Here is a 22,770-nt window from a genome sequence, read left to right as displayed (position 1 = left end):
AGATAGGTGTGAGTAATGCACAACAGGCATCATCACTCATAAGTAAACATGTTTCGCTTAAGAGGATGTTTCCACACACCCTACACACCCTGATTACTCTTCCTTATGATCGGTCACTCATATCAGATAGAGATACCCTCTTTCGTAAATCGGTTTCCAGAACGCATATAGCACCACCACACAATCGCAATACAGAGTAAATAAAAAAGCATAAAAATGTAGACAGCCGGGATCAGCGAGCCACTTGTTTGCTTGGCAATAGCGAAACAGCGCGGTATGAAGAAACCGCCATAGGCACCCAGCGCAGCAATCACACCAATGGCAGCCGCGGCATGCCGTTTAATAACAGCCATTGCGGCATAATCCTGATTGTCGGCCCCTGCTCTAAAAATCGCCGGGATCATACGATACGTAGAACCATTACCCGTTCCGGTAAAGACAAATAACAGCATGAAGCCAAGAAAAAATAGGATAAAGCTTTTCACTTCAAGTGCATGAACGACACAGAAACCACCCACAATCATCATCAAAAGCGAAATCACCGTCACGTGCGCGCCTCCGAAGCGATCTGCCAGTGAGCCTCCCAATGGGCGCGTCAATGAGCCGATCAATGGCCCCATAAAGGCAAGGCTCAAACTGACGCCCGGAAAAGCCATGGTCATCAAGGTAGGAAAAGCACCCGAAAAACCAATGAAGGAACCAAAAGTGGCAATATAGACAATAGAAATTATCCAAGTGTGGGAATGGTAGAACGCGCCTTTATAACTGGCAAAATCTGCCTTCGCTGCCTTGAGATTATTCATGCGGAAAAAAGCCAGTATGGCTGCGATGATAGCCAATGGTATCCATAGAGCGCCCGCACGTGCCAAATGTACGCCAGTGCCTGTAAACACTAAGGGGGGAATAATCAATAGCGCTACCGCAACACCAATATTGCCACCAGCTGCATTCACGCCCAATGCTTTGCCCTTTTCACTTTCCGGATAGAAAAATGAAATATTGGCCATTGAACTCGCGAAGTTTCCGCCCCCAAAACCCCCAAGTGCCGCCAAACCTGCCAATACGGGAAATGGTAACCCCGGATGATTGACCGCGTATACAATTCCGGAGCAAGGTAGAATGAGCAGTAAGGCAGAAATGATCGTCCAATTGCGTCCACCAAAGCGCGGAACCGCAAAAGTATAGGGAAAGCGTAGGGTTGCCCCTATCAGGTTGGGGATGGCAATCAGCCAAAAGATCTGGTCTGCGCTCAGGCTGTATCCCACTTTGTTGAGTAATGGAGCCACGACCGCCCAAAGTTGCCACACGGCAAAGCCGATGAATTCAGTATAAATTGAGATCCACAGGTTACGCTTGGCAATGGCGCGCCCTTTTGTTTGCCAAAATGCTTTGTTTTCAGGATCGAAATGATCTATCCACCGTTTATCTCCAGAAAGGGAAGGCGTGTGATAATCATTCACTATAGAGGAGCGACGAGATAGATCGTTGACCGCTTTTTTTGTGTTATTCGATTCCATGACCAATGCTCCGAGCATTCGGATAAAATGGGGTAACATGAGAATCGACGCACTCGTATCTTTTCTGGATCTGGTCCACGTCGAAGAGAAGGCCAGGCTCAACGGCTTCTTGAATGTTACAAAAGCAAAAAACGTACCAATTTTATATTTTTATTTTATGCGTGAACCGTTAGAGTAATACTGTTGAGGGTGTCAGGGTAACGTTTTGCACGATTTACGTGCCGAAAGAATCCATTCAAGTGCTTGTGCACCACGATGCGTACTCCTCCTTTGCGGAGGGTTATTCGTCGTAGGAATCGCAACGCCTGATGTAATTCAGTGATTGGGTATCCGTATCTTCTACCCATGTCGAAATTCCCTCTATTGGATTCCCTTTATCGAATGTCCGTTGATATAAGCGAAAGCCCCTGGCAAGGGTGTTGAGGAGACGAAATGAGCGTGCGCGTACTCATCGTGGATGCACGTTCCAAACGTTCTCATGCATTGAAGAGTGCATTGGAAGAGTCGGGATTCGAGGTCCTGATGGTGGCTGATGAAAGTGCTGATTTGCATGTACTTATCAAACGTTTGGAACCTGATGCGGTGTTAATTGATACAGGATTGCCGAGCCGCGACATCCTCGAGCATTTAAGTCAGATCAATCGTCGCTACCCTCGTCCGATGATCATGTTTTCGCAGGACTCGGATACACAACTTACCCGTGATGCATTACGTGCGGGTGTCAGTGCTTATGTGGTTGAGGGGGTGGTACCCTCTCTGGTACGTTCCCTTGTCGAAGTGGCAATCGAAAATTTCGATGCACATCATCAATTGCGTCAGGAACTCACCAGGACACGTGAAAGTCTTGCTCAACGCCGAACCATTGATCGAGCCAAAACCTCTCTGATGGAGCGCTATGGCATCGATGAACAGACCGCATACTCGCAAATGCGTAAACTGGCCATGGACCGGCGGTCCAGCGTTGCAGATATTGCACAACAGCTACTTGAGCGTCTGAAGGATACGCCCTCGAATCCTCCTGTCAGTGACCACGATGACAAACACGAAGGTGACGACGCATGATATCGCTCACGACTCACTCGTTTTCAGCGGAGAACCCAAATGAATACGCTTGAAACACACCAGCTGCGTATTGCGATGTTACCGTTGACGGATGCTGCACCGCTGGTCGTGGCCCAAATGCAAGGCTTTTTCGCTGAAGAGGAACTGGATGTCGATCTGGTTATCCTGCAGTCCTGGGCACAGGTCAGAGATGCCATTCAGCTGGAAGAGGTAGAAGCCGCCCAGCTGTTACCGCTGATGCCGTTGGCTGCCTCATTGGGGCTGGACGGCATAAAAACACCGATCATCACGGCACTTACACTGAATCGTAATGGCAATGCGATCAGCCTTTCTTCCCCCCTGTATCAACGTGCTATCACTGCCCTGCCAGAAGCGGAGCACGATCATTCGCAACGAGGCAAGGCATTGGCGAAAGTGGTTCGGCAGCGGCAACAGGAAGGATTGCCAAGGTTACGACTGGCCCATGTCCACCCTTTTTCATCGCATCACTATTTATTAAGAGCCTGGTTGTCTGATGCGGGTATAGATCCGGATAACGATGTTGAGCTGCGAGTTGTTCCTCCATCACTCATGGCAGATTACATGACGGAGGGAATGATTGATGGATTTTGTGTCGGTGCGCCATGGAGTGATGCTGCTGCTGGGCAACAAGTCTCGCATCTTTTCGTGCGATGTGAAGAACTCTGGCCTAATGCTCAAGAGAAACTTCTGGGGGTAAGACAGGCATGGATGGAGACTCACCCTCACACCCACCAGGCACTGTTACGAGCCATTATCAAGGCCGGCAGGTGGCTGGACAGCAACGCTGAACATCGCCTGGCAGCCAGCCATATGCTCGCGGAAGGTCACTACTTCGATCTTGACGTTGAAAGTATCAAGCCGGAACTGTATGAGCGTTTCAGACACAGAAGCGCTGATGACAATGTCGGTATCGAATTCTATCAGCATAGCGCCCAACATCCCAGCAAGGCCCAGCTACTGTGGTATGCAGCGCAACTGAAACGCTGGGGCCATTATACGGATGAAGCGCAGTTGCGTGAGACAATCGACCGCATTATTCGTGCCGATATCCATTCGCAAGTGAATGCGCCTATCGAGGGGAAAGATACAACGACTGAGACCCTAAATGATGGTGCCAATTATTCAGATCACGCCACATTCGAGGTGGCCGGCCAACGGTTTGATCCGAGCGCACCTTTTGCCGATCCCACTTGAAGCTGGGTGGAGGCCATAAAAGTCATAATAGTGGCTAAAACGTTAACGGGGTGGCAGGATGGTTGCTTTCACTCGCCGCGTGTAGGCGTATCCCGTGCCCCGTTAACATGGTGCTGAAAGGCACTAGAGGTTATCCACCGATTTCAATTATTCCCTCGCTCACACGAACAGGCCAGGTGGTTAACGTCACTTCGGGTGACTCTAGGCATTCCCCCGTGGACAGGTTGAAATGCTGCTTGTACAACGGAGACGCCACCGCCGGGATGCCATCGACATCACCGACAATACCACGCCCAATTACATTGGCGCCGGAAAAAGGGTCCTTGTTGGAAACGGCATAAATACGCTCGGTAGTATCTGCCCGATTTTTCAACAGGAAAAGCGCAATTTGTGTCTGGCCATGATAAACCGTTACCCCCGCATTGGAGGCAAGGTCCTCATAATGGCAGAGAGGTGTCCACTCTCCCGAAGGCTCTGCCCTTTTTTCCCCGAACGTCGATTCAACAGGACTCATCACAGGCTCTCCTCTATGACAGGGATCTCATCCACACGGGCAGGACGTCGCTGCCCACGCTCACGAACATACTGCAGATCCGGATCACTCATTTCCGTATTCACAAAGGTACGGAAGCGTTTGAGTTTTTCGGGGTTGGACAACGCAGCGGCCCACTCATCTTCGTAACTTTCAACAACACGTTCCATTTGGCGCTCAAGTTCAGCCCCTAGGCCAAGGCTGTCATTAATAACGACCTCCTGTATATATTCCAGACCGCCCTCGATATTTTCACGCCATACTGACGTCCGCTGAAGTTTATCGGCAGTACGAATGTAGAACATCAGCAAACGATCGATGTAACGGATCAGTGTTTCATCATCAAGGTCCGTCGCGAAGAGCTCTGCATGGCGCGGCCGCATCCCGCCATTGCCACACACGTACAAATTCCAGCCATGTTCAGTGGCGATAACACCAATATCCTTACCTTGCGCCTCGGCACACTCACGGGTACAGCCGGACACACCAAACTTGAGTTTGTGAGGTGAGCGTAGCCCCTTGTAGCGATGTTCAAGCTGCAACGCCATGGACACACTGTCCTGTACACCATAACGGCACCAGCTGTTGCCCACACACGATTTCACTGTACGGGTAGACTTGCCATAGGCGTGCCCGGTCTCGAAGCCTGCAGCAATCAGTTCTTCCCAGATATCGGGCAACTGATCGAGGCGAGCACCAAACATGTCAATACGTTGACCACCCGTGATTTTGGTATAGAGGTCATATTTTTGAGCGACCTCCCCCATAGCTATCAGTTTTTCGGGTGTAATCTCGCCACCCGCTATACGTGGAACTACAGAATAGGTGCCGTCTTTCTGCATGTTTGCCATGAAGGCATCGTTGGTATCCTGCAAGGGTTGCAGATCCGAATCGGTAATCGAGCGATTCCAGTTGCTGGCGAGAATGGAAGCTACGGTTGGCTTGCAGATATCACAGCCCAGCCCACCATTACCATGACGTGCCATCAACGTATCGAAATCCTGAATTTTCTCGATCATGACCATGTCGAACAGCTGTTGGCGAGTAAACGAAAAATGTTCACACAGGCTGTGATCGACCTCGACCCCCAGGGCAGACAACTCGGCTTCGAATACCTGTTTCACCAACGCGGCACAGCCACCGCAAGTAGTCGATGCTTTCGTACTGGCCTTTAACGCACCAAAATCGAGGCAGCCATCATCAATAGCTTGCCGTATGGCGCCTTTGCTTACATTATTGCACGAGCAAATCACCGCTGAATCCGGCAGGGCGTCAGCGCCTAAAAGCGGGGTATCACCCGTCGTGGGTAAAATCAGCGAGGCCGGGTTTTCCGGTGCCTCAATGCGGTTTGCCACATACTGTAACAGCGTGTCGTAGTAGCTGTTATCCCCCACCAAAACGGCACCCAACACAAATTTGCCATCTTCACTCAAGATCAGCCGACGATATGTAGCGCTACTTTCGTCCATGAAATGAACACTGCGCGCGCCCGATGTCATCGCATGGGCATCGCCAATGGAGCCAACATCGACCCCCAGCAATTTGAGTTTTGTCGACATATCTGCCCCGGAAAACAGTTCGCATGGTAGACCAGCCAATTGGTCTGCCACCAATTGCGCCATGCGGTAACCGGGAGCGACCAATCCGAACACGCTGCCTTTCCAACTGGCGCACTCACCAATGGCATAGATGTCAGGATCGCTGGTTTGACAACGGTCATTGACAATGACCCCACCACGTTCAGCAATCTTCAAATCACACGCGCGAGCCAGTGTATCCTGCGGACGAATACCCGCAGAGAACACGACAAGATCCGTATCCAGTGACTCGCCATCGGCAAACTTCATACGGAACCGATAACCCTCTTCGCCGGGGACAATAGCCTGTGTCATTTTGGAAACATGCACACCAACGCCGAGTGCTTCAATTTGCGAAATCAGCGCAGCACCGCCCTGCTCGTCCAGCTGAACCGGCATTAATCGAGGAGCGAACTCCACTACGTGCGCTTCAAGGCCCAAACTCTTGAGCGCATTGGCTGCTTCGAGCCCTAATAATCCGCCGCCGACAACAACACCACGTTTCGCACCCTCACTTGCTGCGCGAATCTGATCCAGATCGTCAAGTGTTCGGTATACCAGGCGTGCATTGCCTTCACTGCCGTCGATCGGAGGAACGAACGGATAAGAACCCGTCGCCAGCACCAGCTCGTCATAGTGATAAGACCCGCTGGCCGTCACCACATACTTTTCTAAGCGCTCAATATGATCAATACGCTCCCCCAAGTGAAGCTCGACATTGTTGAGGGCATAAAAATCGGCTTCACAAAGAGCCAAAGATACCGCATCGCGACCACTGAAGTACTCTGAAAGATGTACACGGTCATAAGCGGGATGACGTTCATCACCGAAAACAATAATCCGGTGTGACTGCTGAACGTTCAATTCAATCAACCGCTCTACACAGTGGTGACCGACCATGCCATTACCCACCACGATAATGGTGGGACGCTGTTTTTCTTCAGCCATAGATGAATCCTCTGCCATGTTCATGGTCTGACTCCTGCAGGTGTTTTGTTGTGTAGTCGGGGCATGTTGTGTATCAGAAGGTGTGTCTGCTTCATAAAGCCAGTGATCACCCTCATCAACTTTTGTTTCGGCCAATGCATGTGCATACCAAAGAGGGCCCAGCCGCGTATCATTTATCAGGCAACCTGCACGAATTTGACCATCATTCAGGCATATCGCGCGATAATCACCCAATTCGGTGTCCCTATAGCGATACCAGATGTCCCCTTCTTGACCGAAGGGATCACCAAAAGCATAAAGATCGATCCCGCTGATCTTCAGCCGAGATGCAGAAGGATAAGCATCGAAGAGTTCATCTTCGCCCATCAATTGCGAGAGCAGGACATCCACCTGACGCCAAATGGGATCGACCAGCCCAAAGGTTTCCCCTCGATGTTCGATGCACTCGCCCAGTGCGTATATGTGCGGATCACTGGTGAGCAGCTGATCGTTAACCTGTATGCCACGCCCACACATAAGCCCGGCTATCCGCGCCAGCTCGATATTGGGCCGAATACCCGTAGCATGGATAAGACGCTGTGCAGGGAGTTGCTCGCCATCATTCAGAGTGATAGAAGTCAGCTTACCTTCACCATCCGATGCAATGGCGCTCACCGTGTGTTGAAATTTGAAACGTAATCCACGCTCGGAAAGCAAATCGGCCAATTGCCGCCCACCCTCTTCATCGAGTTGTCGATTAAGCGGCCACTTCCCCCGATGAATCACGGTGACATCGGCGCCTTGCAGACGGAGACCTTCGGCAACTTCAAGCCCTAAAAATCCGCCCCCGATAACACATACAGGCATGCCCGGCATGGTCTCTGCCAACAATCCATCGGCATCTGCCAATGTTCTGAATTCACCGATTCCGTCGATACAATCACCTTCAAACGGAACTCGATGTGTTTTCGACCCTGTGGCAATCACCGCACGCGTATAGTGAACAGTCTGGCCAGACACGGTCCTGATAACGTGATTTTCCCGATCGATATCGATTACAGGATCAGCCAGATAAAGGTCAACCGCTTCTTCTTCCTCAAGTGACGGCGACAATAGTTCGTGACGCTCTATTTCCCCGGACAGCAGCTGGGAAAGCAGGACTCGGTTATAACCGAAATCGGGCTCAGCACTGAAAACAGCAATACGCATACCACAGGTATGTGAAAAGTGACTGGACAGCAAACGTGCAACCAGACGCTGCGCTGCCATGCCGCCGCCAATGATGGCCAGTATGGAGGATGTCTCTTGCATGGCTGAATCCTTTAATGCGTCCTGCCCTTCATCATCATGAAGAACCCACAAATAAAAAACGCCCGAGCCTTCCGTTGGAAAGGTTCGAGCGTCTTTGCTCTCATATACAGATTTTAGACTCTGCTACTGTTATACAATTGCGTCATACTGGAGCAGAGATACCCTGGAAATTCAATTGGCACCGCAATAAACTCATGGCTTCAAAAAGTGCCACATTCTTCTTTCATGCTTTAACATTCTTCCATTCTTTTCACAGCAAATGCCAATACGTTTGCTTGTCTTGACGATTATCCGATCATCCTACTGATAGACTTGTTCGCCGTTGAAAAAACCTATCAATACTTACTATCAAGACTTACCGGTCGTCAGGCTCGAGGGATGTACTACTCATCTTTTAGAACGGGCTAACACCATTTATGGGTAACCACTTCATCCATCGATAACGACTTGTTTCATCAAGGTACTTTATCAAAACATAATCGAATAGAAACAATCATGATTCATGCCTAAAAACAACAAACACCCTATTTATCAGCAAGTTAAATAAAATTCAGGCTATAAACACCGCTGTAAGTTTATTCAACAAACCATTTTACGCACCATGAATGATCACTCTCTTCAATTTTGCACCATCAATCACCATTTTCTTTCTCTAAAAATATCTTAATGCAAATTTCTGCAGCGTAATGCCCCAGAGGCAGGTTAAAAGAAGAAAACTGGCCCAGTTATTGCCTGTCTAAAGGCAACTGACTTGATGTCAGAAACATTGACCAATGACGTTATTCAGAGAGCAATTTCTTGATAACGACCTTGATGAGCAAAGGGGCTCACTTCACAACGCGTGGAGTGGGCCCCTTTTGCTTGAAAATGATGGCTCCAGAAATAACAGCATGTATAACGATGTTGGGCACAGCGGACCAAAAAGGCGGGGAAAGTAAATGACAAACGCTACCCGAAGACCGACAAACCAGACGGCGACGACCTGCCCCTACTGTGGCGTAGGATGTGGCGTGATCGTAAATCATGGACGTGAGGTGAATGTCCAGGGAGATACTCACCACCCCGCCAATCAGGGGCGATTATGTGTCAAAGGCAGCGCCTTGCATGAAACATTGGGCAAGCAAGGGCGTGTCACTCAATCGTACGTGGATGGTCAACAAGTGGCATGGGGAAAAGCTATCCAATCGATTGCCCATCGCTTGACTTCTATCCGCGAAGAATTTGGACCTAAAGCCATCGGCGCGTATCTCTCGGGACAATTGTTGACAGAAGATTACTACGTGGCCAACAAATTCTTTAAAGGATTTGTTGGCACCCCCCATTTGGATACCAACTCTCGCCTATGTATGGCGGCTGCAGTGGTCGGCCACAAGCGAGCTTTCGGGGCGGATGCGGTCCCCTGTTGTTATGAAGACCTGGAACAGGCGCGTCTGTTGGTGATTGTTGGCAGTAATCTTGCGTGGAATCACCCCGTACTCTTTCAACGGGTCAAAGCGGCGAAAGAGCGCAATAGCACCATGAAAGTCGTTGTCATAGACCCCCGCGTCACGGATACCTGTGAGATTGCGGATCTCTTTCTGGGTATTCGTCCCAGGGCCGATATTACCCTCTTTAACGGGCTATTGAGCTATATAGCCGAACAGGGCATGCTTCATCAAACCTTTATTGATGAACATACCGAAGGTTTTGATGCCGCGCTGGAAAAAGCCCAACAACAAACCTGCGCGCTAGAAGCCCTCGCCAACGAGTGCGATATTGATGTTGAACGCCTGACTACCTTTTATCACTGGTTCAGTCATGAACCACGAGTAGTCACGTTATTCTCACAAGGGACCAATCAGTCCGACCATGGTGCGGACCGTGTCAATGCGATTATCAATTGCCATTTGGCCAGTGGCCGCATTGGGTATGCAGGCGCCGGCCCGTTTTCAATTACAGGTCAACCCAATGCGATGGGCGGACGTGAAGTCGGGGGGCTGGCTAACCAACTGGCTGCACATATGGATTACGATAGCCCAGGTGCACGTGATCGCCTGACACGCTTTTGGAGTACGCCCTCATTAAAGACTAATGTTCCTGAAGGTCCCGGCTATAAAGCACTGGATTTAATCGAGGCTATCGAACGAGGCGACATAAAAGCATTGTGGATCATGGCGACCAATCCGGTCGTGAGTTTGCCAGACAGCCAACGGGTCCGACGCGCATTAAAAAAATGCCCGTTGGTGATCGTCAGTGAAGCCATGGCGACATCAGATACCCTCGACTTTGCAGATATCGTGCTCCCGGCCTCCAGCTGGAGTGAGAAAAATGGCACCGTCACCAATTCGGAACGTCGGATATCACGCCAGCGAGGCATTTTCCCACCACCCGGTGATGCTCATCATGACTGGCAGGCTCTCACTGAAGTCGCTCATGCAATGGGTTTTGGCGAAGCCTTTGGCTATCAGGGACCTGCCGATATTTTCAATGAACATGTCGCGTTGTCCGGGTTCGAAAATAACCGCGAACAAGGCTTCAGACTTTTCGATTTGTCCGGGCTCGGTACACTGGACCAACGTGCCTACGATAACCTGGCCCCTGTTCAATGGCCGGTGAACGCGCTGGCACCTGAGGGGACGGCCCGCCTCTACGAAGACGCTTATTTTACGACGCCGTCAGGGCGTGCGCGCTTGATTGCAGTGCAAAATGAAGTACTTGATATGCCACCTCGTCATCATTTTATCCTGAATACCGGGCGAATACGTGACCAGTGGCATACTATGACACGTACCTCACGCTCAGCGCGGTTGAATCGACATCGCTCAGAGCCTTTTGTCGAAATCAACGTCAAGGATGCAGATAGGCTGGGCATTACCTCGGACTCTCTTTTGCACCTTGGCAATCAGCAAGGGAGTTACACGGGACGTGCACAGGTATCAACCCGCATGCGCCCCGGAGAAGTGTTTATTCCGATCCACTGGAACAATCATTTCAGCCACGCCTCTCTTGCCAGCGCATTGATTGCACCACGTCGCGATCCACTGTCAGGGCAACCGGCCAGCAAGTTTGCCCACGTTCAATTATCTGAAATCCCTCTTGCATGGCATGCCGTGGTATTGATGCCAACAGCACCCGAAGTGGCACTACTTGATTCGTTAGCGTTTGAATATTGGGCAATCATCAAACTAAAAGAGTGTTTTCGTATTCAGCTGGCATCTACACGAATTCCAGACGTTCACAGAGTACTGAACAAACTCTTCAGTGGTGCACCAACTCTTCAGGGGAACACCAGCGATAAACAGGATGCCACCTATCTACGTGCGGCCTGGATACATAAAGGCAAACTGACAGGTTGGTTCCGTTCATCTCCTGTCAACATAGCACTCGAGGATGATTGGCTGGATAACTGCTTTGCTGAAGATCAACTTTCATTGGAAGATCGCAGGCAGCTCCTTGCGGGTAAACCACTGGGGGGTGAGAGTCAGGGTACTATCGTGTGTAGCTGTTATCAGATTGGTGAACATCAAATTCAACGCGCCATTGCAGAGGGCCACACGACCGTTGAAGCACTGGGCAAGACACTGAAATGCGGCACTCAATGCGGCTCCTGCATGCCTGAGATAAAGCGTATTATTCAGCAAATACCTGTTATGCCAGCAGAAAATGATGCTTTGTCATAGAGGCTCGAAAGCTCGAATGGACGGCACCTCATGGACAGGGTGACGGATGCATCGACACAAGATAAAAACTGACAGATCAGCCAACCAGGCGCTTAATATCAGAAAATAGAAACGCCTGATAACACTCATTCAAGAGCTACACTGACAATCGCTTTCTCCCACAGTTATCTAAAGCATAAAAAACCGGCTGCATCATCGATGCAACCGGATCAATCAAGGTAGTATGTAGAAACAAATCATTCGATTGTGACGATGCCCTTTTAGGCCATCTTGTTCGAAGGCACCCGTCAACCTGCAACGGTTACTGTAATTTTGTTTTTGTACTTTATTGCAACCACACACTTACCGAATCATTCTTGATTTAACCTGTGGTACGAATACAAACCAACGCGCAAATATCAAAAAACGTTGATATTGATTAACAGTTGATATTGATTAATAGTAGTTGCCGTGACGATAATCCCAGGTCGTAAAGGTATCAGCCAACAATGCCATGATCTTGTTGACATCAAGTCCCTTACGAATCAACACCGGGCAAGGGGTAACATCACGCTGCCCTTTCTGCTCAGGCACCAGCTTACCATCATCATCCACCATGGATACCATCACCCCTTGTTCATAACGGGTGTCAGCTGTTTCATTCGGTTGAATGGAGCGTACATAATCATTGGCACCAATAATCAGGTCAGCACGCTCTTCAATACGCTCACCAATACCTTCAACCAGCCCGCGATTACCTTTACCGGACGGGTTGGCTGAACTGGCAAAGCAGAATTTGCCATGATTTTCCCACAAATCCTTGGCCAGAATTTCGCCGGGTTTACCGAATTTGATGACGAAGCAACTTGTCCCACGCTGATCCATCATCAATTCAGAAGAATTGTCATCCGGAATATGTGACTTGGCATCTTCACGCCAGGGAAGGATGCAACCCAGCAGAATATCCTGATCCCAATGCTTTTGATAAAGCGCTTCGATTTCAGGGTTCAGCTCTGCAAGTGCCCGCAGTTGATCCATGGACCCACAAAGGACTACACCGGGCTTGTTGCGCTTACGCTGCTTGGCTTCGAACTTGCGCTCCAGGCCGGCATGGTCGGATGTAACGATGATATAGCCGACCTTGGTCGGGCAAACGATCATACCGCCTTCATTTTTCAGAATATCGACTGCTTCCGGTTGTAAGCCTTTATTCCATTCAACTCTTACTGGTGCCATTGGATGTCCTTACTGAATAATGCTGAGCCGTTGCGTCGCTCACCTTAAGTTGAGCAGATTGTTGCTCATTAAAAGCAAAAAATCAACAGTAAAATTCAAAAAAACTTAAATAACAACAAAATACAAAAAGAACAACCCTCCCTCAAAGGCACAAAATAGCGCCCAAAAAGTATATTGCGCTTTTTTCTACTTTTATGAGCAATATTGCTGTATTGTGCGAAAGAATCTTTAGCTAATACTTGCATGGCTTACTTGACAGATAAACGGTGGTGCCCGAAACAACGCAAGATAAGCCAATTAAAGAAAAACCAACCGAATCCAAGACCGCCGCCTGTTGCCATTTGAGGTGGGCTACTCACCTCCTGCAACCTGATTCATCTCTTCTCATCCAACACATGCACTTTGGCTGTCGACATAATGATTCCCTGCAGCCTGATAGCTGCAGGGACAAAACCGGTATTCGGAAGGTTTAGAAAAAGCGGTCGTTTCTCTTCTTGCGTTTCGGGATCATATTGGGAAGCACCAGTCCCACGAGCAAACCTATACCCGCGATTCCACCGCCATATGCAAGATAGCGTAAAAGCTCATCCTGATGTTCGCTCCCTAATTGAGCTTGCAGACGACGTACCTGTGACTGGCTGTCATTGAGTTGCTGATTTAACGATGTACGTGTGGATTCCAGTTGCCCAATATATTTTTTCTGGTCGTCGGCGATCTGCTGCAGTGATTGTGCATGCTGCCGGATAGTATCGGAGCTGCTGTTAAGCTCTGCTTTCAGATTGGCTACCTGCTGTTGAAGCGCCGGTACCAGAGCGGCTGCCCCTTCCTGATCCTGTAATTGGTTGCTGGGAATCCAAACGGTATCCCCTTTGGAGGTACGAACCTGAGAATAATCATTCTGGGTGGAAATCACCTGCACTGGTGTCCCTGAATCCAGCGCGCCCACAATGCGATAACCATTTGTAGGACCACTACGGACATAGGCAGACAAATGATCACTCACCCATTGCTGCTGACTGGCCGCCTCCACGTGAGGTACCAGCATTACCCCTACACCCAGGGCAGACATAACGGCCGCGATGCGGCGGGCATGCAATGTACGAAAACCTTTCACTGAAAATAACGACATGATTTAACCTGAAAATAAAAAATATTGAAAAACTGTAAACATGCATTCATTCACGCAACATGAAAAGAAAAATAAAATGAATGAAGCACATCCTGCGATTACAACCATTGATGAGATTATCAAAGGTAATGTGCTATCAATACCTACGAAACACTATAACTAAACAGCTGCATTCATCCCGTTTTGAGTCAATCTGAAACAATGGTTCAATCTCTTGATACTGCAATTTCCGGATATTTCATCTTCTCCACAAATCCTGTGGATAACTCACTGAACAACCCTTGAGTGGAACTCTGTGAGCATATCAACCGCTAGCCAACACACGAACTGATCAAAAAATATTCACTCACGACTGGGATCAGTTGAGTAGAACGCCTGAGAATGCTTCAACATTTCTCAGGCCCCCAGTCCCCCTGGGGAACAGATTGCAACAATTAACAAAAAGCAATTCAAACAGCAAATTACGGACAAAACGCCCTTCCTGCTCAGCAACACATGATGAGTATCAACAAAAAAACAACAAGACCCACAAAGGTAATGACTTAGTCATCACGCTTCGGAGACCATTGCATCGGCTGCTGGGGAAACATTGCGATCTTGCCATCACTCTTCACACTTTTCGCTTCCCCCTCACGTTCAACTTCATCAATGCGAAGCACCATATTGACGGGTAAGTAGCTACGAGTAACGCCCTCAAATGTTCTACGCAATTTGTCGGCCGAGGGATCAACAACCACTTTGCTGGAATCACTGAAAACGAATTCTTCTACCTCAAGAAATCCCCATAACTCGCTCTGGTAAATTTCACGGGCATATAATTCCCAAACTTCACCCTGCTGGTGAACTGTCACGCGGTAAATAGGCTTTGCTGCCATACTATCTCTTCAATTCTGCGGTATGAATATTAAATGCTGAGTAATAACTGATTTTAACATGATTGAATGTTTGGCCGTAATGCTGATAAACACGTATAATGTGGCATTCTTGTATCCAGAGGGTGACGATAGGCACCCCTTCTGAAAAAATCCGACATATCGAATCGAATCCGAAGCCGCACCCTATATCAGGATGAACGACCAGCGTTACCGGGCGGGACCTTTCCACGTCTACCCAGTGAACAGAAAGCAGGCGAAGCGTCCTATCAGGCAAGATTACAGTATCACCACCGCTTTTGGGGCTATTTATGCGCAATGCGACCAGACTGAAAAAGGTGGCAATGGGGATCATGAAAACCGTCGGGTGCATGTAAAAAAGCCCAAGCGCAACACGGTATAGAAGGCCTCGGTCATGTTTTTGTGCGTCCTGTCTGTTCGGCTATTCGATTCGAAACCGTACAAAATGAATAAACTCTTTCTTGGCACATCTTGAAAGCAGGAATTATTAAGGTAGGCGAGTATTCCCATGGCAAAAAAACTCTTCATCAAGACTCATGGCTGCCAGATGAACGAGTACGACTCGGCCCGTATGGCAGATTTATTGGGTGAGTCCCACAAGATGGAAATCACCCATGACGAAACGGAAGCAGATGTCATTTTGCTGAATACCTGCTCTATCCGGGAAAAAGCGCAGGAAAAAGTATTCCATCAGCTTGGGCGTTGGAAAAAACTCAAGCAGGCCAACCCTGACCTGATGATTGGTGTAGGGGGCTGTGTTGCCAGTCAGGAAGGTGACAACATCCGCAAGCGTGCACCTCATGTGGATATGATCTTTGGCCCGCAAACATTGCATCGTGTACCTGACATGCTGAATGAGCGTACCAAAAGCCAGATTTCGGTGGTGGATGTCACTTTCCCCGAAATCGAAAAGTTTGATCGGTTGCCAGCGCCGAAGAGCGAGGGTGCCAGTGCCTTTGTTTCGGTCATGGAAGGCTGTTCCAAGTATTGTTCTTTCTGCGTTGTCCCCTACACACGCGGGGAGGAAATTTCACGCCCATTCGACAGCGTGCTGGATGAAGTCACCCAGCTGGCTGAACAGGGTGTGCGTGAAATAAATCTCCTCGGGCAAAACGTAAATGCCTACCGAGGATTGGATGAATTCGGTGATGAAGTGGATTTGGCTGAGTTGATCGCCACCATTGCCGGTATCGAGGGTATCGACCGCATTCGCTTTACAACGTCACATCCGGTGGAATTCAGTGAAAGTCTGATTCAGGCCTACGCTGAAGTACCTGAGCTTGTGAGCCACCTACACTTGCCTGTGCAATCAGGTTCCAATCGTATCTTGTCGGCCATGAAACGTGGTCATGAACGTGACATGTACATCGACAAGCTGGAACGAATCCGTGCATTGCGCCCTGATATCAGCTTTTCTTCGGATTTTATTATCGGTTTCCCGGGTGAAACAGAGGAAGATTTCGAACAGACCATGGATCTGATCAACCGTATCGGTTTTGACCAATCCTTCAGCTTCATTTACTCAAAACGCCCGGGGACCCCTGCCTCTTCCTTACCGGATGATACTCCTGAAGAGGTCAAAAAAGAGCGTTTGGCACGGTTGCAGAAAACCATCAACGAAAGCTCCCAAATGATTTCAAGACGTATGGTCGGCAATACCGAACGCATTCTCGTTACTGGTTTTTCTCCCAAGGATCCGGGTGAGCTCTCGGGACGCACCGAAAACAACCGCGTCGTCAACTTCAAGGCAGCTAACCCTATTGAATTGATCGGCTATTTTGTTGACGTTGAAATCACGGAAGCGTATGCCAACTCTCTGCGGGGAGAACTGGTCTCAAACGAGCGTTTCTAAAGACTGTATTTTTAAAGGGTAAATTTTCAAGGGCTGTATTCACAGGAACCGGGCTTCCTTCGGGTATTTTTTAACGGCTGTTTGAAAGCCAATGGTCTTGGATAACAGGGCCCTTGGATAACAAGAGTCTACGATAGCAATGCAATGAATCGAGACTCATACCGCCGGGCAGATATCGAATCAAGTGGCTCACTGATACAAATGGCAGGCAGCTTTTTAATATCGATATTGCCCATTGAAGTCATGCGAAAAGAGGTGGCGGCGTTGTCTATTTATTAATAGCCGCCGTATTCTGTACTAAAGTGTTCCGTGTTTTGGCCGATATAACACAAGGTTGATAGAATACTGAGCTGTTTTTAAAAGAAACGTGCCATCACCTGTTGGCGTAGGTATTAGCCACAGTAGGTATTGGCCACAAATGCTTTCGAAGTACGCCTTTGACGAAAACGTACTCATTAACTAAAACGTACTCTTCGACCAGAACACCTATATACTAAAAACACCTATATACTAAATGCCTACCCTTGAAAAAACATCAAATGGGCCTATGTATTAGAATCAAATGGGCCCATGTACTAGAAGGGATAATAGGCCCTATACCCTTGTTTGAAGCGAATGTAACACTCACTTATTCAGGACATATTTCTTGAGCCAAGATACCGCGACAAGTCATCGTATACTTCAAATCACCCTGGAACCCAACGAGCCCATGCGTCTTGCCAGTCTTTGTGGCCAGCAGGACGAAAACCTGAAGCTGGTGGAACAGGGGCTCGATGTGACGATTCGAAATCGGGGCAATACGTTCCAGCTGGCAGGTTCCCAGAAACAGGTAAAAACCGCCGCCAATGTGCTGGAGCAGTTATATCGTGAAACAGAAGGTGACGAGCTGACACCTGATACTGTACATCTGTTCGTTCGTGAAACCAGGATGGAAAAAAAGGACGATGAGACAGGTGACGCTGCCGGGCATGGGCAAGTCGTTATCCGTACCCCCAAAATGATGATCAAACCTCGTGGTATTAACCAACAGGGGTACGTTGAGGCGGTTCGCCAACATGATATCAATTTTGGTGTCGGTCCTGCCGGTACAGGTAAAACCTATTTGGCTGTCGCTGCTGCCGTAGAAGCACTGAACCAGCAACAGGTTCAGCGTATTCTGCTGGTTCGCCCTGCCGTTGAAGCCGGTGAAAAACTGGGCTTTCTTCCCGGAGATCTGGCGCAGAAAATCGATCCCTACCTACGCCCTCTTTACGATGCGCTTTACGAAATGATCGGTTTTGAACAAGTGAACAAACTGATCGAACGTCAGGTGATCGAAATAGCACCGCTGGCCTACATGCGTGGACGTACGCTGAATAATGCCTTCATCATTCTTGATGAAAGCCAGAACACGACACGGGAACAAATGAAGATGTTCCTGACCCGTATCGGGTTTGGCTCCACTGCCGTTATCACCGGTGATGTGACCCAGATCGATTTGCCAAGGGGATCGAAATCCGGACTCACACACGTGCTGGGTGTTCTGGAGAATGTAAAAGGCATCAGTATTACACGATTTTTGTCCAAGGATGTGGTACGTCATCCCTTGGTCCAGCGCATTATTGATGCCTATGATGAATATGAAAGTGAAGAAGGTTCTACTTCATGACAAATCAGATGGGATCAGACCATCCAACGCAAAGTGAGTCTACCGCAAAACCGATTGACGCAGACAGTGATCACGAAAGCGGGCAGAAACCGGCATTTGAAGAAGATTCCTCAGAGCCGGTGGTGGATCTTCAAGTGGCAGTCGATTTTACACCATTGCCCTCGGAAGCAGATATTTTGCAATGGTTAACCATCGTGTTGGACGCTCATCCCGATGATGACCGCAATGAAATAACAGTCCGTTTTGTGGATGAAGAAGAGAGCCGCGAACTAAACCACCAGTATCGTGGCAAGGATTCATCAACCAACGTACTGTCATTTCCCTTCGAAGCCCCCCCCGGCATGGATATCCCCCTGCTGGGTGATTTGGTCATCAGCCCACATGTAGTGCAGCAAGAAGCAAACGAACAGCACAAAGCGCTTGAAGATCATTTTGCGCACATGATCATTCATGGCACGTTGCATTTGATGGGTTATGATCATATTGATGATGACGAGGCGGAAGAAATGGAGCAACTGGAGCGTGGATTGCTCGCCCGTCTGGGGATTTCAGATCCCTATCAGGAACAATGACACTGTAACGTTTATTTTTGATTGAACAGGCTTTAGTGCCTGATCATCACGACGATAAAAAGAGGATAAGAGACCGCCGCCATGAGCGAAGACCGATCGGCTGAACATAGTAAAAACTGGTTGGAAAGACTCCTACAGACTTTTTCAAATGACAATGATGAGCCCACGAGCCGTGCCGAGCTTTTGGAGTTTCTTCGTGAAACAGGTCCCCGCTTCGACCTTGATGCGGAAGGCCTCTCTATCATTGAGGGTGCCTTCGAGATCAGTGACCAGCAAGTGCGTGAGGTCATGATACAGCGGTCCCAGATACAGGCGATCAAATCGGATCAGCGCCCGGCCGAATATCTCCCTTTTATTAATGAATCCGGTCATTCACGCTATCCGGTGATCAATGAAGAGCTGGATGATGTGATCGGCATCCTGCTGGTAAAGGATCTTCTTCCACTGATCGGGCAACCTGAGAGCGAACGTGACACCTTCGATCTGCACAGTGTACTGCGGCCCGCTACGTTTGTACCTGAATCCAAACGGTTGAACAGTTTGCTCAAGGATTTCCGCGATACTCATAGTCATATGGCGATTGTGGTCGATGAGTATGGCGGAACGGCGGGCATCATTACCATCGAGGATATTCTGGAGCAAATCGTCGGTGATATCGAAGATGAACACGATATTGACGAAGAGGATGAAGTTCGCAAGCTTGATGACAATACGTACGCCGTCAAAGCAATCCTGCCCATCGAAGACTTCAATGAAGAGTTCGGTACAGATTTCCCCGATGAAGAGTTCGACACCATTGGTGGCATTGTCATGCAAAGCTTTGGGCATCTCCCCGAACGAGGTGAAGAAACCCTGTTGGATGGCTGGAAGTTTACCGTTACCAATGCCGATAACAGGCGCCTACATTGGCTAAAAGTGGAGCGGCCGGCACCACACGCGGCTGAATAGTATTCATCCCCTCACAAGGGATCTTGATATCAAAGGCCCTGCCCTGCTGTCATTGGCAAGGCTGGGCTTTTTTATAGGTATCATCGTGGCATAAATGAAAATGCCCTTTTCGATTACGCTCCTAGTGCTGACTAAACGGAGTACTCTATTTAAACACTCTGCTCGGTTAACATTCTCAATTCTGTTAACATCCCGTTATCACTCACAACCGAGTGATGTGGCCGGATCAACAACTTACGCCACGCTGAATTGCCGATAATTGAATGGCAGTATGCGTCCAGTTAACCGTATACTCGCCCGAATTGTTTACCCGTGGATTTCCAGCAGCACATACGCCTGGCACGTTGCTGTTGTAGACAAACGATAGGACAGGCCATGCGCCCACTATTTCACAAACCCTGCTTTGCTGTGCTGGTTGCCCTCCTTCTAGGCGCCTTGACCACGTTGACCTTTGCTCCATTCAACTTCTGGTGGTTGGGCCCAATGATATGCGCCCCACTCTATGCATTGCTTCGAGGCACGCGTGTACGCAAGGGCATGCTGATAGGCTTTTTCTATGGAGTTGGCCTGTTCGGTTCAGGTGCATCCTGGGTATACGTCTCCATCAATGTCTTTGGTAATGCCAACGCCATAGAGGCGACACTGCTTACACTGGTCTTCGTCCTCGGCCTTTCCCTCTTCTATCTGATTGCCGCTGCTTTCTATCGTGTCCTGGCACCCAAGGTATCTTGTATAGAGCCTTTAACCTTCGCCGCAGCATGGACACTCGCCGAGGTATTCCGAGGCTGGTTTCTGACAGGATTCCCGTGGTTGTTTTTGGGTTCGGCTCACCTCACGAGCCCACTGGCCAGTTATGCACCGATCGGCGGCGTCTATCTGATTTCATTTTTTGTTGCGCTTTCCGGTGCCTTGTTGTGGCACCTTGTTATCGGACGACGTCTGTGTGCCATTTTGCCTTTGGCATTGATATGGATTGTTGGAGCCCTCCTACCCACTCAATGGTTAACGCCTGATGCTAAAAGTATTTCCGTATCGCTCATCCAGGGCAATTTGCCCGAATCGGAAAAGTGGTCATTTCAAGGGGAAGAGGATGCCGTTAACACGTACCTGGATCTGACTCGCCAGCATGGTAGCCAATCTGATCTGGTCATATGGCCTGAAGCGGCGTTGCCCATGACCTTGCAGGATGCCATGCCGGTATTTGCGTCAGCGCAATCCAGTATGAAAGTGGGAAGCTCACTGATCAGTGGCATTATCACGACTCAAGGAAAGAATTTCTTCAATAGTGCCGTGGCGTTTGATCAACACCCGCAGGGCGGAATGACAACCACGCTTTATCGTAAATACCGTTTGGTGCCATTTGGCGAATATGTCCCACTGGAAGGGCTTCTTCGCCCCATGCTCGGCTTTTTCAATTTACCGACTTCACATATGTCACAGGGCGCAGCCAATCAGCCTCCGCTTACAGCCAATGGGCTGAAGGTGGGAATGTCTATCTGTTACGAAGTGGTGTATCCGGATCTGGTCAGGGAACAGGCCAAACACGCCAACATGCTAGTCACTATCTCCAATGATAGCTGGTTCGGGCACTCCATCGGACCAGTTCAACAAATGCAAATGGCTCAAATGCGAGCATTGGAGAACAATCGCTACCTGATGCAGGACACAAGCGATGGCGTTACCGCAGTAGCCGCTCCTGATGGCCGAATTATTGCCAGTATGCCCCGCTTTGTATCAGGCGCACTGAATACAGTGGTACATCCTGTGTATGGCGAAACACTCTTCACCCGAACCGGTAGCTGGCCGATCATTCTTGTCAGTGTCGTATTGGTAGCAGCAGGCGCAGTGAAATCACGCCGGCAACAACAGTAAATATGCTCATGATGACGTCGACGACATTTTTATCTTTATTGAAAGCATGCCTCTTCCCCCCGGGAGGTGTTGCAACAGCACTGCTTGTTTCAATATTTATCAGTCGTTGGGCCCCCAGAACCGGCTTTTGGCTCGGTGTAGTTTCCGTCATCATGTTTATTGTACTTTCCATGCCAAGAGTCAGCGTGTGGCTGAGCCATCCGAATGAGCAATTCTCCCCCATCACCACAGAACAATGGCACGAAGCGCAAGCCATTGTCGTATTGGGCGGTGGGCGCTCCGCACCTATTCCCGGACAAGCGCCTGAACGCATCAATCTGGATACGTTCGCGAGAGTTGCCAAAGCCGCAGAACTGGAACGTAAAACCCACCTCCCCATTCTGCTAACAGGAGGGCGACCAGGAGGTGAACTCCGTTCCGAGGCCGAATTGATGAAAAACAGCCTGCAGGAAAACTTCGGAATACATGCAAGTTGGCTGGAAAACAACAGCCGTAATACCCGAGAAAATGCTCAACTGAGCTTGCCATTGTTACGTGCCAACCACATCCATACCATTGTGGTGGTAACAACTGCATTCCATATGGCACGCGCAAAGCGAAATTTCGAACGCTGCGGATTCAGGGTTTTAGCCGCCCCTTCAGGCTTTTCGACAAGCCCCCCCGGAATCATGGGGTGGTTCCCCTCTGCACTGGGGCTCGCACAAAGCCAGCGTGCATTACAGGAATATGTTGGATGGTGGGTAGGACGGTAACTTCAAATACTGACAGCCACCGTCCAAGGCGTGCTATCATGGTCAGAAGAATATCGCTGAACATTAACAGTTAAAAGGTAGCCCGGTAG

The 22,770-nt window shown here is 49.2% G+C and carries 16 protein-coding genes and 1 pseudogene; 9 read left to right on the top strand and 8 right to left on the bottom strand.

Going from position 1 to position 22,770, the window contains the following annotated elements; translation table 11 throughout:
* Positions 1-122: 122 nt before the first annotated feature.
* Complete coding sequence (locus tag LMG33818_RS11955) at positions 123-1,517, bottom strand: MFS transporter (protein ID WP_442323622.1); 1,395 nt, start codon at positions 1,515-1,517, stop codon at positions 123-125.
* A gap of 432 nt (positions 1,518-1,949) precedes the next feature.
* Between LMG33818_RS11955 and LMG33818_RS11950 the strand changes: the two genes are divergently transcribed.
* Both LMG33818_RS11950 and LMG33818_RS11945 read left to right on the top strand, forming a co-directional pair.
* The gene (locus tag LMG33818_RS11950; RefSeq protein ID WP_442323621.1) at positions 1,950-2,579 is read left to right on the top strand and encodes an ANTAR domain-containing response regulator; all 630 of its coding nucleotides are present in this window, start codon (positions 1,950-1,952) and stop codon (positions 2,577-2,579) included.
* Positions 2,580-2,618: 39 nt separating this feature from the next.
* Positions 2,619-3,794, top strand: coding sequence for a CmpA/NrtA family ABC transporter substrate-binding protein (locus LMG33818_RS11945; RefSeq protein WP_442323620.1), 1,176 nt, complete (start codon positions 2,619-2,621; stop codon positions 3,792-3,794).
* 130 nt (positions 3,795-3,924) lie between these two features.
* Here LMG33818_RS11945 and nirD read toward each other — a convergent pair whose 3' ends face one another.
* The 3 genes and pseudogenes from nirD to LMG33818_RS11930 all read right to left on the bottom strand — a co-directional run.
* Positions 3,925-4,308, bottom strand: a complete 384-nt coding sequence (gene nirD / locus LMG33818_RS11940; RefSeq protein WP_442323619.1) for a nitrite reductase small subunit NirD — start codon at positions 4,306-4,308, stop codon at positions 3,925-3,927.
* Entirely contained in the window at positions 4,308-6,851 is a 2,544-nt protein-coding gene (gene nirB / locus LMG33818_RS11935) for a nitrite reductase large subunit NirB (protein ID WP_442323654.1), read from the bottom strand. Before nirB ends, nirD begins: the two co-directional genes overlap by 1 nt.
* Positions 6,852-7,292: 441 nt before the next feature.
* Positions 7,293-8,141, bottom strand: a pseudogene (locus LMG33818_RS11930) (NAD(P)/FAD-dependent oxidoreductase); the annotation flags it as partial.
* Between the two features lie 938 nt (positions 8,142-9,079).
* Between LMG33818_RS11930 and LMG33818_RS11925 the strand changes: the two are divergent.
* A complete protein-coding gene (locus tag LMG33818_RS11925; RefSeq protein ID WP_442323618.1) occupies positions 9,080-11,800 on the top strand; it encodes a nitrate reductase in 2,721 nt (906 codons plus the stop codon).
* Positions 11,801-12,235: 435 nt separating this feature from the next.
* On the opposite strand, the gene LMG33818_RS11920 is transcribed toward LMG33818_RS11925, so the two are convergent.
* The 4 genes from LMG33818_RS11920 to LMG33818_RS11905 all read right to left on the bottom strand — a co-directional run bounded on the left by LMG33818_RS11920 (position 12,236) and on the right by LMG33818_RS11905 (position 15,389).
* Positions 12,236-13,015 (bottom strand): L-threonylcarbamoyladenylate synthase, encoded by a 780-nt coding sequence (locus LMG33818_RS11920; protein ID WP_442323617.1) that lies wholly within the window; start codon positions 13,013-13,015, stop codon positions 12,236-12,238.
* A gap of 469 nt (positions 13,016-13,484) precedes the next feature.
* Positions 13,485-14,144, bottom strand: coding sequence for a TIGR04211 family SH3 domain-containing protein (locus tag LMG33818_RS11915; RefSeq protein WP_442323616.1), 660 nt, complete (start codon positions 14,142-14,144; stop codon positions 13,485-13,487).
* Between the two features lie 542 nt (positions 14,145-14,686).
* A complete protein-coding gene (locus LMG33818_RS11910; RefSeq protein WP_442323615.1) occupies positions 14,687-15,019 on the bottom strand; it encodes a DUF1820 family protein in 333 nt (110 codons plus the stop codon).
* Between the two features lies 1 nt (position 15,020).
* Positions 15,021-15,389, bottom strand: coding sequence for a hypothetical protein (locus LMG33818_RS11905; RefSeq protein WP_442323614.1), 369 nt, complete (start codon positions 15,387-15,389; stop codon positions 15,021-15,023).
* Between the two features lie 156 nt (positions 15,390-15,545).
* On the opposite strand from LMG33818_RS11905, the gene miaB reads away from it, so the two are divergent.
* The 6 genes from miaB (at position 15,546) to LMG33818_RS11875 (ending at position 22,681) form a co-directional block, all read left to right on the top strand.
* Entirely contained in the window at positions 15,546-16,889 is a 1,344-nt protein-coding gene (gene miaB / locus LMG33818_RS11900) for a tRNA (N6-isopentenyl adenosine(37)-C2)-methylthiotransferase MiaB (protein WP_442323613.1), read from the top strand.
* A 646-nt stretch (positions 16,890-17,535) separates the two neighbouring features.
* Entirely contained in the window at positions 17,536-18,537 is a 1,002-nt protein-coding gene (locus LMG33818_RS11895; RefSeq protein WP_442323612.1) for a PhoH family protein, read from the top strand.
* Positions 18,534-19,109 carry an rRNA maturation RNase YbeY gene (gene ybeY / locus LMG33818_RS11890; RefSeq protein ID WP_442323611.1) on the top strand — a complete coding sequence of 192 codons (576 nt, stop codon included), beginning with the start codon at positions 18,534-18,536 and terminating at the stop codon, positions 19,107-19,109. The genes LMG33818_RS11895 and ybeY overlap by 4 nt, the downstream gene beginning before the upstream one ends.
* An 81-nt stretch (positions 19,110-19,190) precedes the next feature.
* Positions 19,191-20,057, top strand: a complete 867-nt coding sequence (locus tag LMG33818_RS11885) for a CorC family transporter (RefSeq protein WP_442323610.1) — start codon at positions 19,191-19,193, stop codon at positions 20,055-20,057.
* A 375-nt stretch (positions 20,058-20,432) separates the two neighbouring features.
* Positions 20,433-21,929 (top strand): apolipoprotein N-acyltransferase, encoded by a 1,497-nt coding sequence (gene lnt, locus LMG33818_RS11880; RefSeq protein ID WP_442323609.1) that lies wholly within the window; start codon positions 20,433-20,435, stop codon positions 21,927-21,929.
* An 8-nt stretch (positions 21,930-21,937) separates the two neighbouring features.
* On the top strand, positions 21,938-22,681 hold the full coding sequence (locus tag LMG33818_RS11875; RefSeq protein ID WP_442323608.1) for a YdcF family protein: 744 nt from the start codon (positions 21,938-21,940) through the stop codon (positions 22,679-22,681).
* The last annotated feature ends 89 nt before the right edge of the window (positions 22,682-22,770 follow it).

The organism is Cernens ardua (assembly GCF_051251085.1).
In the GTDB taxonomy this organism is placed as follows: Bacteria; Pseudomonadota; Gammaproteobacteria; order Pseudomonadales; family Halomonadaceae; genus Cernens; species Cernens ardua.
This window is presented reverse-complemented; position numbering and strand designations above follow the sequence as displayed.

Coding starts and splice junctions, on each gene's coding strand:
- ybeY (WP_442323611.1), top strand. CDS start 18,534: ATGACAAATCAGATGGGATCAGACCATCCAACGCAAAGTGAGTCTACC.
- LMG33818_RS11925 (WP_442323618.1), top strand. CDS start 9,080: ATGACAAACGCTACCCGAAGACCGACAAACCAGACGGCGACGACCTGC.
- LMG33818_RS11915 (WP_442323616.1), bottom strand. CDS start 14,144: ATGTCGTTATTTTCAGTGAAAGGTTTTCGTACATTGCATGCCCGCCGC.
- nirD (WP_442323619.1), bottom strand. CDS start 4,308: ATGAGTCCTGTTGAATCGACGTTCGGGGAAAAAAGGGCAGAGCCTTCG.
- LMG33818_RS11920 (WP_442323617.1), bottom strand. CDS start 13,015: ATGGCACCAGTAAGAGTTGAATGGAATAAAGGCTTACAACCGGAAGCA.
- miaB (WP_442323613.1), top strand. CDS start 15,546: ATGGCAAAAAAACTCTTCATCAAGACTCATGGCTGCCAGATGAACGAG.
- LMG33818_RS11950 (WP_442323621.1), top strand. CDS start 1,950: ATGAGCGTGCGCGTACTCATCGTGGATGCACGTTCCAAACGTTCTCAT.
- LMG33818_RS11910 (WP_442323615.1), bottom strand. CDS start 15,019: ATGGCAGCAAAGCCTATTTACCGCGTGACAGTTCACCAGCAGGGTGAA.
- LMG33818_RS11905 (WP_442323614.1), bottom strand. CDS start 15,389: ATGCACCCGACGGTTTTCATGATCCCCATTGCCACCTTTTTCAGTCTG.
- LMG33818_RS11875 (WP_442323608.1), top strand. CDS start 21,938: ATGATGACGTCGACGACATTTTTATCTTTATTGAAAGCATGCCTCTTC.
- LMG33818_RS11945 (WP_442323620.1), top strand. CDS start 2,619: ATGAATACGCTTGAAACACACCAGCTGCGTATTGCGATGTTACCGTTG.
- LMG33818_RS11955 (WP_442323622.1), bottom strand. CDS start 1,517: ATGGAATCGAATAACACAAAAAAAGCGGTCAACGATCTATCTCGTCGC.
- LMG33818_RS11885 (WP_442323610.1), top strand. CDS start 19,191: ATGAGCGAAGACCGATCGGCTGAACATAGTAAAAACTGGTTGGAAAGA.
- lnt (WP_442323609.1), top strand. CDS start 20,433: ATGCGCCCACTATTTCACAAACCCTGCTTTGCTGTGCTGGTTGCCCTC.
- nirB (WP_442323654.1), bottom strand. CDS start 6,851: ATGGCTGAAGAAAAACAGCGTCCCACCATTATCGTGGTGGGTAATGGC.